The organism is Bacillus sp. ISL-75 (assembly GCF_018613095.1).
Map to the genome: position 1 here is coordinate 40,445 of NZ_JAGGQX010000042.1, position 17,261 is coordinate 57,705.

Annotated in this window: 16 protein-coding genes; 15 read left to right on the forward strand and 1 reads right to left on the reverse strand. The window is 39.1% G+C overall.

The window, feature by feature from the left end; all coding sequences use genetic code 11:
* Nucleotides 1–174: 174 nt before the first annotated feature.
* The 13 genes from gpr to deoC all read left to right on the forward strand — a co-directional run bounded on the left by gpr (nucleotide 175) and on the right by deoC (nucleotide 15,162).
* Nucleotides 175–1,299 carry a GPR endopeptidase gene (gpr, locus tag J7E63_RS17735; RefSeq protein ID WP_214731558.1) on the forward strand — a complete coding sequence of 375 codons (1,125 nt, stop codon included), beginning with the start codon at nucleotides 175–177 and terminating at the stop codon, nucleotides 1,297–1,299.
* 127 nt (nucleotides 1,300–1,426) lie between these two features.
* The gene (gene spoIIP, locus J7E63_RS17740; RefSeq protein ID WP_215014723.1) at nucleotides 1,427–2,629 is read left to right on the forward strand and encodes a stage II sporulation protein P; all 1,203 of its coding nucleotides are present in this window, start codon (nucleotides 1,427–1,429) and stop codon (nucleotides 2,627–2,629) included.
* A gap of 20 nt (nucleotides 2,630–2,649) precedes the next feature.
* Complete coding sequence (locus J7E63_RS17745) at nucleotides 2,650–2,976, forward strand: DUF3679 domain-containing protein (RefSeq protein WP_088089038.1); 327 nt, start codon at nucleotides 2,650–2,652, stop codon at nucleotides 2,974–2,976.
* Between the two features lie 139 nt (nucleotides 2,977–3,115).
* A complete protein-coding gene (gene lepA / locus J7E63_RS17750) occupies nucleotides 3,116–4,951 on the forward strand; it encodes a translation elongation factor 4 (RefSeq protein WP_214731552.1) in 1,836 nt (611 codons plus the stop codon).
* An 81-nt stretch (nucleotides 4,952–5,032) separates the two neighbouring features.
* On the forward strand, nucleotides 5,033–6,166 hold the full coding sequence (gene hemW, locus J7E63_RS17755; protein ID WP_215014731.1) for a radical SAM family heme chaperone HemW: 1,134 nt from the start codon (nucleotides 5,033–5,035) through the stop codon (nucleotides 6,164–6,166).
* Between the two features lie 134 nt (nucleotides 6,167–6,300).
* Entirely contained in the window at nucleotides 6,301–7,332 is a 1,032-nt protein-coding gene (gene hrcA, locus J7E63_RS17760; protein ID WP_215014745.1) for a heat-inducible transcriptional repressor HrcA, read from the forward strand.
* Between the two features lie 131 nt (nucleotides 7,333–7,463).
* Nucleotides 7,464–8,063, forward strand: coding sequence for a nucleotide exchange factor GrpE (gene grpE, locus J7E63_RS17765; protein ID WP_251033596.1), 600 nt, complete (start codon nucleotides 7,464–7,466; stop codon nucleotides 8,061–8,063).
* A gap of 31 nt (nucleotides 8,064–8,094) precedes the next feature.
* Nucleotides 8,095–9,927, forward strand: a complete 1,833-nt coding sequence (dnaK, locus tag J7E63_RS17770; protein WP_088089033.1) for a molecular chaperone DnaK — start codon at nucleotides 8,095–8,097, stop codon at nucleotides 9,925–9,927.
* A 122-nt stretch (nucleotides 9,928–10,049) separates the two neighbouring features.
* Entirely contained in the window at nucleotides 10,050–11,180 is a 1,131-nt protein-coding gene (gene dnaJ / locus J7E63_RS17775; RefSeq protein ID WP_168245125.1) for a molecular chaperone DnaJ, read from the forward strand.
* Between the two features lie 18 nt (nucleotides 11,181–11,198).
* Nucleotides 11,199–12,140 (forward strand): 50S ribosomal protein L11 methyltransferase, encoded by a 942-nt coding sequence (prmA, locus tag J7E63_RS17780; RefSeq protein ID WP_168245124.1) that lies wholly within the window; start codon nucleotides 11,199–11,201, stop codon nucleotides 12,138–12,140.
* Between the two features lie 108 nt (nucleotides 12,141–12,248).
* Nucleotides 12,249–12,998, forward strand: a complete 750-nt coding sequence (locus J7E63_RS17785) for a 16S rRNA (uracil(1498)-N(3))-methyltransferase (protein ID WP_215014735.1) — start codon at nucleotides 12,249–12,251, stop codon at nucleotides 12,996–12,998.
* Between the two features lie 5 nt (nucleotides 12,999–13,003).
* On the forward strand, nucleotides 13,004–14,368 hold the full coding sequence (gene mtaB, locus J7E63_RS17790) for a tRNA (N(6)-L-threonylcarbamoyladenosine(37)-C(2))-methylthiotransferase MtaB (RefSeq protein ID WP_215014737.1): 1,365 nt from the start codon (nucleotides 13,004–13,006) through the stop codon (nucleotides 14,366–14,368).
* 119 nt (nucleotides 14,369–14,487) lie between these two features.
* Nucleotides 14,488–15,162, forward strand: a complete 675-nt coding sequence (gene deoC / locus J7E63_RS17795) for a deoxyribose-phosphate aldolase (protein ID WP_215014740.1) — start codon at nucleotides 14,488–14,490, stop codon at nucleotides 15,160–15,162.
* Nucleotides 15,163–15,225: 63 nt separating this feature from the next.
* On the opposite strand, the gene J7E63_RS17800 is transcribed toward deoC, so the two are convergent.
* On the reverse strand, nucleotides 15,226–16,167 hold the full coding sequence (locus J7E63_RS17800) for a Na/Pi symporter (protein ID WP_215014743.1): 942 nt from the start codon (nucleotides 16,165–16,167) through the stop codon (nucleotides 15,226–15,228).
* Nucleotides 16,168–16,383: 216 nt separating this feature from the next.
* Here J7E63_RS17800 and rpsU point away from each other — a divergent pair, with 216 nt between their 5' ends.
* A complete protein-coding gene (gene rpsU / locus J7E63_RS17805; protein WP_007087607.1) occupies nucleotides 16,384–16,557 on the forward strand; it encodes a 30S ribosomal protein S21 in 174 nt (57 codons plus the stop codon).
* Between the two features lie 15 nt (nucleotides 16,558–16,572).
* Nucleotides 16,573–17,019, forward strand: a complete 447-nt coding sequence (locus tag J7E63_RS17810; protein ID WP_088089026.1) for a GatB/YqeY domain-containing protein — start codon at nucleotides 16,573–16,575, stop codon at nucleotides 17,017–17,019.
* Nucleotides 17,020–17,261 lie beyond the last annotated feature (242 nt).

Consider the following 17,261-nt stretch of genomic DNA (forward strand, 5'->3'; position numbering starts at 1 on the left):
ACTTAACATTCATAAAAAATAATTCAGAACATGAAATATTTTATCAAATAGGAGCCTATATTGCAATACTTGTTTCTACGAAGAAGAATATCATTTGCATGATTTATGCCGGAAAGGGCAAAAATAGGGAATAGTTTCTAGATTTTAGGAAAATTTTGATGGGAGTGAATAATAATGGGTGAGTCGATTGACTTAAGTCAGTACTCTGTTCGAACGGATTTGGCAATTGAAGCAAGGGAAATGGTCCTTACACAGCAGAAAGGAACTGTCGGGCAAGAGAAGGATCTTTCACAAATTGAAGGCGTGATTATTAAGGAAAAAGATGTTGATGACATAAAGATTTCATTAGTTGAAGTGACCAAACAAGGTGAACAACAGCTTGGCAAAAAGGCTGGTAGATATTTAACGGTGGAAGTTCAAGGGATTCGCCAGCAAAATACAGAGGTACAGCAAAAGGTGGAAGAAATTTTCGCTAGAGAGTTTGCTTACTTTTTGGAGGGGACTGGGATTAAAAAGACGGATTCATGTCTTGTTGTTGGGCTCGGAAATTGGAATGTAACCCCCGACGCACTTGGACCCATGGTATGTGAAAACTTGTTGGTTACGCGTCATCTTTTTCAGCTTCAGCCGGAAAATGTCGAAGAAGGCTATCGATCCGTAAGTGCACTATCACCTGGTGTTATGGGTTTAACCGGGATTGAGACAAGTGATATCATATTTGGAGTTGTTGAAAAAACAAAACCTGATTTTGTGATTGCCATTGATGCACTAGCATCACGATCGATTGAAAGAGTGAATTCGACGATCCAAATCTCTGATACAGGCATTCATCCTGGTTCCGGTGTCGGTAATAAAAGAAAAGAACTGAGTAAGGAAACCTTGGGTATTCCTGTCATTGCGATTGGAGTTCCGACCGTTGTCGATGCCGTCTCCATTACAAGTGATACGATTGATTTTATTCTCAAACATTTTGGGAAAGAACTTCGTGAAGGAAATCGGCCTTCGAGGGCACTTGCACCAGCAGGAATGAGTTTCGGAGAAAAGCGAAAATTGACCGAAGAGGATTTACCTGAGGAAAAGCACCGTAAGACGTTTCTTGGGATGATTGGTACACTAGAGGATGATGAAAAAAGAAAATTAATTTATGAGGTGTTATCTCCGATCGGACATAATTTAATGGTCACTCCAAAGGAAGTAGACGTTTTTATTGAAGATATGGCAAATTTGATTGCGAACGGATTGAATTCCTCGCTTCATAGTGCAGTGGACCAAGAGAATGCTGGGTATTATACAAAATAGAAGAATTTTTTAGAGGTACTTTCGAAATCTATGTTTTACAGGAAGTGCCTCGAAAATATAACTAGTGGTTCTATCGATTCTAGTATCTTCATAACATTTACTAGAATCCGATTTGCGAGGTGGAACCATGAAAGCTAGAAATTCAGGAACGTTTGTTATGGTACAAGGATCAAGTTTACTAAAAGCCGCTGGATTACTGTTAATATTTATGATAATGATTTTCTCTATTAGTGGATTATTAACCTCGTTAAAGCCACAATATCGGCCTATGTCATCTTCAGTAAATCAGGCTGCAACAAATGTGAATGGAGAATTGCTTTATCAATTAATGGGCTGGGAAAACCATCATTTTTTATCAGTTGGACAAGACTGGACGGCAACTCCTAAATTAACCAACTTAGTATTTAAACTATCAAGCAATATAAATTTAAATGATCCCCGAAGCCTGCTTGGCAGAGAGCTTCCCGGATTCTTTCAATTTGATGGGAAAATTCTTGTGGCTGGAGAGGGAACTAATTACACCAATATGCCAATTGAATCTGCACCTCCTATCGAAATTATGAAAGCAGAGAGGGAGGCTTCTTTGCAAAATTTAGAAGGTATCGAGAAGCCATCAGGTGAAAAGCCCCCTTCAACACCGGGACAAACAACAGGGAATCACAAGGTTGTATATGTTTATTTTACACATACGCGGGAATCTTATTTACCCTATCTCAAAGGTGTGACAGATCCTGATAAAGCTTACCATTCACAAATTAACGTCACCAAAATTGGCGATCAATTAAAAACGAGCTTAGAGGATCGAGGAATCGGTACTTTTATTGATAAAACTGATATACAGGCGAACTTAAATAAAAAAGGTTTAGGTTACCCAAAATCGTACCAGGAATCTCGCCCGGTTGTTCAAGCAGCCATGGCATCGAACCGTGATTTAAATTACTTTATTGATATTCATAGAGATTCACGCCGCAAGAACCAAACAACAGTTAGCATTAATGGAAAGTCCTTTGCAAAGCTTGCGTTTGTAATCGGTGGCAAAAACCCAAATTATGAAAAGAATGCAAAACTAGCAACTGAACTCCACAATCAACTGCAAAAAAAATATAAGGGTTTAAGCAGGGGAGTAATCATTAAAAATGAAGCTGGGTCTAATAGTATCTACAACCAAAACCTTTCCAATAATGCAATCTTGATTGAATTTGGCGGAGTGGATAATACGTTTGAAGAATTAAATCGGTCAGCTGACGCGCTTGCTGATGTATTTAGTGAATTTTACTGGCAGGCTGAAAAAGTTAACAAGGATGTTGAGCAATCAACCAATAAACAATAGAAGTAAGGGAGCCATTTTTTATGAAGATGTTCATGTTAAAAAGCTTATGCTTAAGCGCTCTCATGTTAATCTCTGTTTTAGTAGGAATGCAATTAGCTAATGATGGTATTCATAAAATGAAAGGCTATGATGATCCCAATTTTCAAAATGCTGTCAGTTTAAATGAAACGGACAGTGACCTAAGAGCTACCTTTCTGGGGAATGATATCTCAAGCCATGATCTTGAGGCAAAGAAAAAGAAACTCGAAGAAATAAGTGCTTATAATTTTTTCTCTTCGATGGGAAAGAAGATGTCTGAAGGGATATCAGGTGCCTCCGAAAAAATAGTTGATCTCATAGCTGATTAAAACGTGTTAGTGGCACCTTTTGGGTGCCGTTATTTTTTTTCAGGAAATAATCTTATTAGAGTTTCCATTGAATCTTGTTAATCCTATTGATATAATTCAAAATAGTGTATATGTGCGAGTATAGTAGGAGTGAAATACCGTGAACAATAATGAAAGACTTAAACGACAATCAAAGATTAGAAATTTCTCGATAATTGCCCATATCGATCATGGGAAATCAACATTGGCTGACCGTATTTTGGAAAAAACCAATGCCTTAACCTCTCGGGAAATGAAAGACCAGCTATTAGATTCCATGGACCTTGAAAGAGAACGCGGGATTACCATTAAGTTAAATGCCGTCCAGTTAAAATACAAAGCAAAAGATGGAGAAGAATATATTTTCCATTTAATTGATACACCGGGACATGTCGATTTTACGTATGAGGTATCAAGGAGCCTTGCAGCCTGTGAAGGGGCTGTTTTAGTCGTTGACGCTGCACAAGGAATTGAAGCACAGACACTAGCGAACGTTTACCTTGCCCTTGATAACGATCTTGAAATATTACCAGTCATCAATAAAATCGACTTACCTAGTGCTGACCCCGAACGGGTCCGCGGTGAAATTGAGGAAGTCATCGGCTTGGATGCTTCAGAAGCTGTATTAGCTTCAGCTAAAGCTGGTATCGGGATCGAAGAAATCCTTGAACAGGTTGTGCAAAAAGTTCCTGCACCAACCGGAGATCCGGAAGCACCATTAAAAGCGCTGATTTTCGATTCCCTCTATGATGCCTACCGTGGTGTTGTTGCCTACATCCGTGTTGTCGAAGGAACTGTTAAAGTTGGCGACAAAGTAAGAATGATGGCTACTGGGAAAGAATTTGAAGTGAATGAGGTAGGTGTATTTACACCAAAAGCGACGTTGCTTGATGAGTTAACCGTCGGAGATGTTGGCTTTTTATCTGCTTCGATTAAAAATGTCGGTGACACTCGCGTCGGTGATACGATTACAAATGCGAAAAATGGGGCAACAGAAGCCCTTCCTGGTTACCGCAAACTCAACCCAATGGTTTATTGCGGGTTATATCCAATTGATACAGCGAAATTTAATGACCTGCGTGAAGCGCTTGAAAAGCTGCAGTTAAATGATTCATCACTTCAATTTGAACCTGAAACATCGCAAGCACTTGGATTCGGTTTCCGTTGTGGATTTTTAGGACTTCTTCATATGGAAATCATTCAAGAGCGGATTGAGCGTGAATTCAAAATCGACTTAATTACGACTGCACCAAGTGTTATCTATCACGTTCACATGACAGATGGTTCTGAAATAAAGGTGGATAATCCATCAGATTTACCAGATCCGCAAAAAATAGACCGTGTGGAAGAGCCATATGTAAAAGCAACGATGATGGCTCCGAATGATTATGTAGGAACTATTATGGAACTTTGCCAACTTAAACGCGGGATTTTTGTTACGATGGAATACCTGGCTGAAAATAGGGTGAGTATCATCTATGAGATGCCATTAGCGGAAATTGTTTACGATTTCTTTGATCAATTAAAATCAAGCACAAGAGGATATGCATCCTTTGATTACGAACTAATTGGTTATAAGCCTTCGAGTCTGGTTAAAATGGACATATTGTTAAATGCTGAAAAGGTCGATGCACTCAGCTTTATTGTCCATAAAGATTTTGCGTATGAACGCGGAAAAATCATCGTCGAAAAGCTGAAAGAACTTATTCCACGACAACAGTTTGAGGTTCCTATTCAGGCTGCCATTGGTCAAAAAATTGTTGCTCGTTCCACAATTAAAGCCATGCGTAAAAACGTATTAGCAAAATGTTATGGTGGAGATATCTCTCGTAAACGTAAATTGTTAGAAAAGCAAAAAGAAGGTAAGAAGCGGATGAAACAAGTTGGATCCGTTGAAGTACCACAAGAAGCATTCATGGCTGTCTTAAAAATGGATGATAACAACACAAAAAAATAAACTAGCGGGAGGTTAGGACAAGCCATTTTTTCGGGCGAATTCTAGCCTCTTTTTGTTACAAGAACAGAGGAAGTGAAAGAAATGATTAAATCTGCTTATCTCCATATCCCCTTCTGCGAACATATTTGCCATTATTGTGATTTTAATAAAGTATTTCTTAAGGGACAGCCGGTAGATGACTATTTAAATGCACTTGATCAAGAAATGAAAATGACGGTTAACCATTTTCCTACAAGTGATCTGCAAACGATATTTGTCGGTGGAGGTACGCCGACATCGTTAAATGAGCAGCAACTGGATCGTTTTTGCGAGAGTATTAACAGGAATTTACCCAAGAGCAAGCAGTTGGAATTTACCTTTGAAGCGAACCCAGGTGATTTAACGAAAGAAAAATTACAAATATTAAAAGATGCAGGTGTAAATCGCCTATCCCTTGGTGTGCAAACCTTTAATGAGGAATTACTAAAAAAAATCGGTCGCGTTCATAAAGCGAAAGATGTTTATCAAACAATTGATAACGCAAAATCTTTAGGCTTTGACAATATCAGCATCGATCTGATCTTCAGTTTACCGTCACAAACGATAACTGATTTTAAAGAGACGTTAACAGAAGCTTTTTCCCTTGATATCTCACATTACTCAGCTTATTCCTTAATCATTGAACCGAAAACGGTCTTTTATAACTTACTGAAAAAAGGAAAGCTGCCAACTCCTGGTGAGGATGTGGAAGCAGCCATGTATGAATTACTAATGGAAGAAATGGAAAAGCATGGCTTTAACCAATATGAAATTAGTAATTTCTCCAAACCTGGTTTTGAAAGCAGGCATAACTTAACCTATTGGAACAACGAACCCTATTATGGGTTTGGAGCAGGGGCACATAGTTATTTAAATGGGATAAGACGTTCAAATACAGGTCCATTAAAAAGATATATGGACCAAATTAATAGTGGTATACTCCCTGTTATTGAGGAACATCAGACCACAAAAGTAGAACAAATGGAAGAAGAAATGTTCTTAGGTTTACGCAAAACAGCAGGGGTATCGGTCCGTCACTTTATTGAAAAGTTTGCTGTTGATCCACTTCAGTTATTCGAAAAAGAGATTGCGGAATTAACTGCTAAACAGTGGTTAGAAGTGGGGAAAGATCATATATTTTTAACAAAAAAGGGCCGGTTGTTAGGAAATGAAGTTTTTCAGGCATTTTTAAGATAACCATTGGATTTTATTAACAGTCTTACTTCAGCTCGTCTATGTTTCTTTTTGATTGACACCATCCCCCCTTTTTTGATAATTTATTAATATAATTAGCACTCGGTAACTAGGAGTGCTAACAGAGGTGATGAATGTTGTTAACAGATCGTCAATTGTTAATTCTTCAGGTTATTGTTGATGACTTTATTCGATCTGCCCAACCAGTCGGCTCAAGAAGCTTGTCGAAAAAAGAGGAAATTTCCTTTAGTTCGGCAACGATTCGCAATGAAATGTCCGACCTTGAAGAGTTGGGATATATTGAAAAGACACATACCTCTTCAGGGCGTGTCCCATCGGAAAAAGGTTATCGGTATTATGTTGATCATCTCCTATCTCCACAGGTGTTAAATCAGCATGATGTATCCATTATTCAGTCGATTTTTGCTGAGAAAATTTTCGAGTTCGAAAAAATTATTCAAAGGTCAGCAAAAATATTATCGGAACTAACCAATTACACATCGATTGTCCTTGGTCCTGCAGTAAGTATTAATAAGTTGAAAAGAATTCAAATCATCCCATTAAATAAAGAAACCGCGGTGGCTATTTTTGTAACAGATACGGGACATGTTGAAAACAGGACCTTTTCTTTACCGCCCTCCGTGGATGCAAGTGATTTAGAAAAAACAGTAAATATCTTGAATGATCGTTTAGCGGGAGTTCCTCTTGAAGACTTAAATGATAAAATTTATAAGGAAGTTGCCATGCTCTTAAGGCAACATATCCATAATTATGATTTAATGCTGCATCCGATCGCAGATTCATTAAAAATGCCTAGCAATGAAAAACTTTTCTTTGGTGGAAAAACAAATATGTTAAGCCAGCCGGAGTTTCATGATGTAGCAAAACTTCGCAGCCTGCTAACAATGATTGACCAAGAAGAGTGGATCTATAACTTAATCAGAAATGATTCAGCGGGTATTCACGTCAAAATCGGCAGAGAAAATAATAATCGTGTCATGGATAATTGCAGCCTAATCACAGCTACCTATTCAGCAGGGGCTGAAAATTTAGGAACGATTGCCATCCTTGGTCCTACAAGAATGGAATATTCTCGAGTCATTAGCTTATTACAATTTTTTAGTAAGGATTTAACGGCTGTTTTAACAAAGTTGTATCAAAATAAATAGCACTGGAAATATTGAGTAAGGGTGAAAAACCGTTTATTTCACCTAGGTGAAATCCATATATTTCATACCCTTTCTTGTGAATATGAATTTTAATATAAATGGGTGCAAATGCTTTAAGGGAGGTGAGTAAGTTGACAAATGAGAATAATAACACGATAAATGAAGAAGTTGAGATTGAAAATACTGATAATGTTGAACTTACCGATGAAAAAACGGTTGAGACTGTTTTTGAAGAGGATGGCACAACAGAAAAAGTTGATGTCCTTCCAGTTGATGAAAAGGAACAGGAAATTCAATTGCTGAAGGCAAAGTTAGAGGAAGCAGATAATCGATATCTACGACTACAAGCAGATTTTGATAATTTCCGGAGGCGTACTAGATTAGATCTAGAAGCGAGCCAAAAATATAGAGCACAAAAATTAATTACAGATTTACTGCCTGCAATAGACAACTTTGAAAGAGCAATGAAAGTTGAAGCAGATAATGAACAAACAAAGACACTTCTGCAAGGGATGGACATGGTTTACCGTAGTTTGCTGGATGCCTTAAAAATTGAAGGTGTTGAACCTATTGAATCGGTAGGCAAAGAGTTTGATCCGCATCAGCATCAGGCTGTAATGCAGGGTGAGGACGAGAACTATGGCTCTAACATTGTGACGGATGAATTTCAAAAAGGTTATATGTTAAAGGATCGTGTCATTCGCCCGGCAATGGTGAAAGTAAATCAATAAAACTACATATTTTTTTTAGGAGGAAAAGGAAATGAGTAAAATTATCGGTATTGACCTTGGTACAACCAACTCTTGTGTTGCTGTCCTTGAGGGTGGCGAACCTAAGGTTATTCCAAATCCAGAAGGCAATCGTACGGCTCCTTCAGTTATTGCTTTTAAAAATGGGGAACGCCAAGTTGGGGAAGTAGCAAAACGCCAAGCAATTACAAACCCAAATACAATTATGTCGATTAAACGCCATATGGGCACAAATTATAAAGTGGAGATTGAAGGCAAAGAGTACACACCACAAGAACTGTCTGCCATTATTCTTCAATATTTAAAATCTTATGCAGAAGATTATCTAGGCGAACCAGTTACAAAGGCCGTTATTACAGTTCCTGCGTACTTTAATGATGCAGAACGCCAAGCAACAAAAGATGCTGGGAAAATTGCTGGTCTTGAAGTAGAGCGTATTATCAACGAGCCAACTGCAGCAGCTCTTGCCTATGGATTAGACAAAACGGATCAAGATCAAACAATCCTTGTTTATGACCTTGGCGGTGGAACATTTGACGTTTCAATCCTTGAATTAGGCGACGGTGTATTCCAAGTTAAGTCAACTGCCGGTGATAATCGACTTGGAGGGGACGACTTTGACCAAGTCGTTATTGATTACCTCGTTGATCAATTCAAGAAAGAAAATGGTATTGACCTAGCTCAAGATAAAATGGCGTTACAGCGCCTAAAAGATGCAGCTGAAAAGGCGAAAAAGGATTTATCTGGTGTGACTTCAACTCAAATTTCACTACCATTTATCACTGCTGGCCCAGCTGGCCCGCTTCACCTGGAAGTAACGATGACTAGAGCAAAATTTGACGAATTATCTGCGCATCTTGTAGAGCGGACAATGGGTCCAACACGTCAAGCATTAAGCGATGCTGGTTTAACTCCTTCAGAAATTGATAAAGTGATCCTGGTTGGTGGTTCAACACGTATTCCGGCTGTTCAAGAAGCAATTAAACAAGCAACTGGACAAGAGCCTCATCGTGGTGTTAACCCAGATGAAGTTGTAGCAATGGGTGCTGCTATTCAAGGCGGTGTAATTACTGGTGATGTAAAAGACGTTGTATTGCTTGACGTTACACCACTATCCCTTGGTATTGAAACAATGGGCGGCGTTTTTACGAAGTTAATTGATCGTAATACAACAATCCCGACATCTAAATCGCAGGTTTTCTCAACTGCTGCTGATAACCAAACAGCTGTTGACATCCATGTTCTACAAGGGGAACGTCCAATGGCGGCCAATAACAAGACTCTAGGACGATTCCAATTATCAGATATTCCACCAGCACCACGTGGAATTCCACAAATTGAAGTAAACTTTGATATTGATAAGAATGGTATTGTAAATGTTCGTGCGAAAGATCTTGGTACAAATAAAGAACAACAAATTACCATCAAGTCTTCAACAGGACTGTCAGACGAAGAAATCCAAAAAATGGTCCGTGAAGCAGAAGAAAACGCAGATGCAGATAAGCTTCGCAAAGAAGAAGTGGAACTTCGTAATGAAGCAGACCAACTTGTCTTTACAACAGAAAAAACCTTAAAAGACCTTGAAGGTAAGGTAGATGCAGGTGAAGTTGCGAAAGCGAATGAAGCGAAGGATGCTTTAAAAGAAGCGATTGAGAAAAACGATCTTACTGAAATCCGTGCGAAAAAGGATGCATTACAAGAAATCGTTCAAGCTTTAACAGTTAAGCTTTATGAGCAAGCAGCAGCTGCGCAGCAAGCACAACAGGGTGGCCCTGAGGCTGGAAATACTGCCGGTAAAGATGATGTTGTCGATGCAGAATTTGAAGAAGTAAAAGAGGACAAATAAGAGTTTTTTACAGCTCAGAAAAAAGTCAAAGTCAGAACTATGGGCTTTGGCTTTTTTATTGCAATACCATTGGTAAAAATGATAGAATAATCTTTATGTGACAGATTCGGGAGTGGGTAATCATGAGTAAACGGGATTACTATGAAGTACTTGGGATTAGTAAAAGTGCTTCAAAGGATGAAATAAAAAAGGCCTATCGAAAGCTTTCAAAAAAATATCATCCAGATATTAATAAAGAAGCAGATGCGGCGGATAAATTCAAGGAAATAACTGAAGCTTTTGAAGTATTAAGCGATGATCAGAAAAAGGCACATTATGATCAATTTGGTCATACGGATCCAAACCAAGGCTTTGGCGGGGGTGGAGATTTCGGCGGCGGCTTTGGCGGGTTTGAAGATATCTTTAATACCTTTTTTGGCGGCGGTGGAGGTGGAAGAAGACGTGATCCGAACGCACCAAGACAAGGTGCTGACCTTCAGTATACGATGACCGTAACTTTTGAAGAAGCGGCCTTTGGAAAAGAAACAGATATTGAAATTCCACGTGAAGAAACCTGTGGTACATGCAGTGGGTCTGGGGCAAAGCCTGGAACCAAACCAGAAACTTGCCAGCACTGTCATGGAACCGGGCAGTTAAATGTGGAGCAAAACACTCCATTTGGCAGAATTGTAAATCGTCGTACATGTAATCACTGTAATGGTACCGGGAAAGAAATTAAACATAAGTGCTCAACATGCGGTGGTAAAGGAAAAGTACAAAAGCGCAAGAAAATTCATGTTAAAATCCCTGCGGGTATTGATGATGGACAGCAGCTTCGCATGTCAGGTCAAGGAGAAGCAGGGGTTAACGGTGGGCCAGCTGGAGATCTTTATGTTGTTTTCCATGTGAGACAGCATGAGTTTTTTGAAAGAGATGGCGATGATATATATTGTGAAATGCCGATCACTTTTGTTCAAGCATCCTTGGGCGATGAGATTGAAGTACCTACATTGCACGGGAAAGTAAAGTTGAAAATTCCTGCTGGGACGCAAACGGGGAAAAAATTCCGATTAAAAGGAAAAGGTGTTCCTAACGTCCGCGGATACGGTGTTGGAGATCAATATATTCTAGTTCGAATCATTACTCCAACAAAACTAACAGATAAACAAAAGCAACTTTTAAAAGAATTCGCAGAGCTTAGTGGCTCTTCTCCCATTGGTGAACACGAAGAAAGTTTTTTCTCAAAAGTAAAACGAGCCTTTAAAAGCGAGTAAGGATTGGAGTTGGTAGATGTGAAATGGTCCGAAATCAGTATTCACACAACAAATGAGGCGATTGAACCTATTTCTCATATTTTGCATGAAGCTGGGGCGAGCGGTGTAGTCATTGAAGATCCATTTGAACTGACGAAAGAAAGAGAAGATCAATTTGGTGAAATCTATCAACTCAATCCCGATGATTATCCAGAAGAAGGCGTAATATTGAAGGCTTATCTTCCGGTTAACAGCTTTTTAGGCGAAACGGTGGATGCAATTAAAGAATCAATTAATAATTTAATTATTCACAATATCGATATCGGTAAAAATAAAGTAACCATAAGTGAAGTAAATGAAGAAGAATGGGCAACAGCATGGAAAAAATATTATCATCCTGTGAAAATTTCTGAAAAGTTTACAATTGTTCCGACTTGGGAGATTTATACCCCGGTCAGCAGTGATGAATTAATTATTGAATTAGATCCAGGAATGGCATTTGGAACAGGTACACATCCGACAACTGTCTTGTGTATTCAAGCACTTGAAAGAACGGTTCGTCCTGGTGACCGGGTTATTGATGTGGGAACAGGTTCGGGTGTATTAAGTATTGCAGCAGCAATGCTTGGTGCCGAAGATGTCCGTGCCTTTGACCTTGATGAGGTAGCGGTAACAACTGCGAGAGTGAACATTAAACTCAATAAAGTGAGTGATCGTGCAACAACAGCACAAAATAATCTGCTCGATGGCGTGGAAGAAAATTCTGCTGATGTAGTGGTTGCTAATATACTAGCTGAAGTAATTCTCCGGTTTACTGAGGATGCTGCCAAGGTTGTCAAACCTGGCGGATCTTTTATTACCTCGGGAATTATCAATCAGAAAAAAGATCAGGTTAAAGATTCATTAGTAGCGGCTGGTTTTGAAATTATCGAAACGATTTTGATGGAAGATTGGGTTGCAATCATTGCCAAAAGGTTATAATGGTTGAAAAAAGGGGTGATACTTACCCCTTTTTTTCATGCTATACTTTTAAATCAAGATTTTCTTTAGTAAAATAAATTGTAAATGTTTAGAGAGGGTGCAGGAAGTGTGCAACGATACTTTGTTAAACAACGAGCAAATGGTGATCGTTTTTTGATTGATGAAGAGGACCGTCATCATATCGTCAAGGTTATGCGCATGCAACTCGGTGATCAGATTATTTGTGTTGACCCAGAGGGGAAGCAAGCTGTATGTGCCCTTGCAGAAATTACCGATACAAGTGTTGTTGCGGACGTTGTACAATGGAAGGATGAGGTCTCAGAGCTTCCGATTTCAATAACGATTGCTAGCGGACTACCCAAGGGAGACAAGCTGGAATGGATCATTCAAAAAGGAACAGAACTGGGTGCACATCAGTTTCTCCCATTCTCAGCGGCGCGTTCAGTTGTAAAATGGGACGAAAAAAAAGCAGCGAAAAAAATAGATAGATGGCAAAAAATAGCAAAAGAAGCTGCGGAGCAATCCCACCGTGCCTTTTTACCGGAAGTTTGTAGTGCGATTAGCTTTAAAGAATTGCTTTCAAAAAGCAAAGATTTTGAATATAAATTGGTTGCTTTTGAAGAAGAGAGTAGAAATGGCGAAACATCCGTTTTTGCGTCTACCCTCAATAAAATGAGCAAAGGTGATTCTCTTCTTTTGGTTTTTGGACCAGAAGGCGGCTTATCTGATGCAGAAGTACAGCAATTAAAGAATAACGATTTTGCAGTTTGTGGGTTAGGCCCAAGAATACTACGAACGGAAACCGCTCCATTATATGCATTAGCGGCTATTTCCTATCATTTTGAATTAATGAGGTGAAAATAATGGCAACAGTTGCGTTTCATACATTAGGATGCAAAGTTAATCACTATGAAACTGAAGCTATTTGGCAATTATTTAAACAAGAAGGCTACGAACGAGTTGATTTTGAATCAATTTCGGACGTTTATATTATTAATACATGTACCGTCACAAATACCGGCGACAAAAAAAGCCGGCAGGTCATTCGTCGCGCAGTCAGGAAAAACCCGGATGCGGTAATTTGTGTAACAGGTTGTTATGCGCAAACATCACCTGCAGAAATTATGGCAATTCCTGGTGTGGATGTTGTGGTCGGAACGCAGGACCGGATTAAAATGCTGGAATATATTGAGCAATATAAACTTGAACGCCAGCCGATTAATGGTGTAGGCAATATCATGAAAAGTCGTATCTATGAAGAACTTGATGTCCCGTCCTTTACCGACCGGACGCGTGCCTCTTTAAAAATCCAAGAAGGTTGTAACAATTTCTGTACCTTCTGTATTATTCCATGGGCACGCGGCTTAATGAGATCTCGTGATCCCAAGGAAGTTATCCGTCAAGCCCAACAATTAGTTGATGCTGGTTACCAAGAGATTGTTCTGACTGGTATTCACACTGGCGGTTATGGAGAAGACATGAAGGATTACAATCTGGCACAATTACTTCGTGACTTGGAAACAGTCATAGGGCTAAAACGATTACGTATTTCATCCATTGAAGCAAGTCAGATTACGGATGAAGTGATTGAAGTAATTAAACATTCAACTATTGTTGTCAGTCATTTGCATATTCCGTTGCAATCTGGTTCCAATTCTGTTCTAAAAAGAATGCGACGCAAATATACGATGGAGTTCTTTGGAGAAAGATTGGATCGGCTTAAGGAAGTTCTTCCGAGATTAGCAGTAACCTCCGATGTAATTGTAGGTTTCCCAGGTGAAACTGAAGAAGAGTTTATGGAAACTTTTAATTTTATTAATGACCATAAATTTTCTGAACTTCACGTATTCCCGTACTCTAAACGTACAGGAACACCAGCAGCCCGCATGGAAGATCAAGTCGATGAAGAAGTAAAAAATGAACGAGTTCACCGCTTAATTTCTCTTTCAGATCAGCTGGCAAAGGAATATGCCTCACAATTTGAGGATGAAGTGGTAGAAGTGATCCCTGAAGAGGTATCTAAGGATGAAGCTAATTCTGGTTTCCTAATCGGATATACTGATAATTACATGAAAGTTGTTTTCTCAGGGACAGAAGATTTGATTGGTAAAATTGTTAAAGTAAAGATTTCCAAAGCAGGCTACCCATACAACCAGGGACAATTTGTGAAAGTTATTGAGGATTCCGTCTCAAAAACAGAATTGTTAATAGAAGAAGCAGCCATATAAGGACCATTTAGGTCCTTTTTTTTTGTGGTATTTAGGTTAAACTATTTTCAGCCGCAAATTTCACACTAATCTACTGTGGAGCGTTATTAATTCGAATGGACATCGAAGGGAGCATGGTAATGGCTACTACAAATATTGCTGCGATGATTGACCACACCCTACTGAAGCCGGAAGCAACGATACAGCAAATTGAATCTTTATGCCAAGAGGCGAAGGAATATAAATTTGCTTCGGTGTGTGTAAATCCAACATGGGTAGGCACAGCTAAAGAACTGCTAAAAGGCAGTGGTGTGATGGTTTGTACCGTAATTGGATTCCCGTTAGGAGCGACTACTTCTGAAACTAAAGCGTTTGAAACAAAAAACGCTATAGAAAATGGTGCGGAAGAAGTGGATATGGTCATAAATATAGGGGCATTAAAGGATCATAACGATGAGTTGGTGGAAAAAGATATTCGGGCGGTGGTTGAGGCTGCAAGGGGCAAAGCACATACAAAGGTTATTATAGAAACAAGTCTGTTAACAAATGATGAAAAGATTCGCGCCTGTGAACTTGCTGTTAAAGCAGGTGCAGATTTTGTGAAAACTTCCACCGGATTTTCAACTGGAGGAGCGACAGCGGAAGACATCGCTTTAATGAGGAAAACTGTCGGTCCAGATTTGGGTGTTAAAGCCTCAGGTGGAGTTAGAAGTACGGAAGATGTCCAAAAAATGATTGAGGCTGGAGCGACAAGGATTGGGGCCAGTTCAAGTATCGCCATTGTCAAGGGACAAACTGCTACTTCAGATTATTAAGATGATCCCAATTAATAATATCCAATAAATTCAGTATAAGACGGCTAAAATGCCGTCTTATTTTCATGTACTTGGATTTTTAGGTGTTTTATCATGTAAAAATAAAATCATTTTCCCAAACTTCGTTGCAAATGGTAAGACCAATATTGAAGTGGCAACATTAAAGATGACACTTATATGGGCTAATTGGACATTTTTTGTATCTGCAAGAAGTGGGGCATTATCAGTAAGTGTTGGGATGAGCGGGATAAAAAGCAGGACCCCAAATACATTAAGCCAAACGTGGGCAAATGCAGCTAATCTCGATTCCTTTCCCCCGCCAATCGAAGCAACTAGGGCAGTAATACATGTCCCAATATTCGCCCCGAGGACAATAGCAATACCTGCATCAAGCTGCAAGAGCCCAGCTGTTAGGAAGCTCATTGCAATTCCAGTCATCGCAGTACTCGATTGAATAATAGCTGTCATTATGGTACCGGTTAACAGGCTTAAAAGAATCTGATCATTTATGGAAAGGATAAAATTATTGATCATATTCATCGATGTTAACGGGACAGCAAGCATTTCGAAGCCTTTCATTGCTGCAAAAACAGAGGATATTCCAAATAGCAGCATCCCGATACTTCTCGCTTTTTTATTTTTAAATAATATAAGAAGGGCTCCACAAATAGCGAGTGGAACGAGGACTTTATCAATATTAAATGTAATTAATTCTGTTTTAAAGGTAGTTCCAATATTTGTTCCTAGAATAATCCCAATCGACTGAGGGAACGTCATGATCTTTGCTGAAATTAATCCAATTGTAATCACCATTACGGCAGTACTGCTTTGTAATAATGCCGTAATAAATGTCCCTGTTAGCATCCCTTTTAAGGGAGTACTAGTAAGTTTAATCAGCCAGCCCTTTAATTTATTTGCTGATAAATTAAACAGCGCAAATCTAATAATGGTCATTCCAAAGACAAATAATAAAATGCAAAGAACAAATAATAATATGTATAACATATGTATGGCCCCCCTCGCTTCATTGTATGGTGGGGGAAGGAGGGACATGCCACTTTTTAAGGGAAATTAAGACAAGTCTTTATTTAATTGAATAAAAAATAAAAAGCATGTATTATCACTGTGAATTTCAGTTGACCTTGTATCAAGGTTATATTATAATTGCAAGGTACATGGATTGAATGTTAGTGTGTTGTGTTTCGGAGGGAGGGAAAGAGAATGTCTAAAACCGTCGTTCGTAAAAACGAATCGCTTGAAGATGCTCTTCGTCGCTTCAAACGTACAGTATCAAAAACTGGTACTTTGCAAGAGGCAAGAAAGCGCGAATTCTATGAAAAGCCAAGTGTAAAACGCAAGAAAAAGTCTGAAGCAGCTAGAAAACGTAAGTTTTAAGAGAGGGTGCAATAAATGAGTCTTCTCGAGCGTTTGAATAATGATATGAAACAAGCGATGAGAAACAAGGAAAAAGACAAACTCTCAGTAATTCGGATGGTAAAAGCTTCATTGCAAAATGAAGCTATCAAGCTCGGCACAAAAGAGCTTGCAGAAGATGTGGAGTTAACAGTCCTTTCTCGCGAAGTAAAACAACGCAAAGACTCCCTCCATGAATTTGGTAAAGCTGGTCGTGATGACCTAGTTGATAAGTTGCGTACAGAGTTGGCTATCGTTGAATTGTATATGCCAAAACAGCTTTCTGAAGAGGAACTGGTGGAAATTGTTAAAGAAACAATTTCTGAAGTCGGCGCAAAATCAAAAGCAGAAATGGGAAAAGTGATGTCTGCGATTATGCCTAAAGTAAAGGGTAAAGCAGATGGGGCACTTGTAAATAAACTTGTACAACAACACCTTTCATAGTATTCTGACAGGAAGACTGTAGGCTTTTAGCCTGCGGTCTTTTATTATTTTGCGTGCCCAGCAAGCCGTTAATTGCTAATTGGTGAAAGTCCAATCTGAGTAAGTACCAAGACGCTTAGTAGCTGACAGGCAACTGGTGAAGAAATTCTAAGGTTGAAGCCCTGTGACAAAGTAACTCTCTAGAAGAGTGCGAGCAAACTAACAGGTTGTAACATAAAGTGAATCCTGCCGTCTCGTCAAAA